The sequence below is a fragment of the Streptomyces hilarionis genome, assembly GCF_024539675.1.
Lineage (GTDB): Bacteria > Actinomycetota > Actinomycetes > Streptomycetales > Streptomycetaceae > Streptomyces > Streptomyces hilarionis.
On record NZ_JAHHIT010000896.1, the window covers coordinates 1 to 236 of the forward strand.

General features: G+C 68.2%; 1 protein-coding gene. It reads right to left on the reverse strand.

Annotation, left to right across the window (positions count from 1 at the left end; genetic code table 11):
* Positions 1–236, reverse strand: a 236-nt coding sequence (locus tag KMS84_RS40705) for a hypothetical protein (RefSeq protein WP_256921680.1), incomplete at both ends; no start/stop codon positions are given.

Below are 236 nucleotides of genomic sequence, written 5' to 3' on the forward strand. Positions count from 1 at the left end.
CGAGGCGTCGGCGGTGACGGTCACGTTCTGCGCGGTGTTCCAGTTCGACGGCGTGAACGTCAAACTCGCCCCACCCGTGATCGACAGACCCGAGTTGCCGCTCGCGCGAGCCGTCGTCACCGTCACGTTCGCGCTCGGCTGCTTCGACAGTTTCACCGTGTAGGTGCCCGACTTGCCCTGCTGGACACCCAGCTGGGTCGGCGAGGCGACCACGGCCGGCCCGGAGACCACCGTGA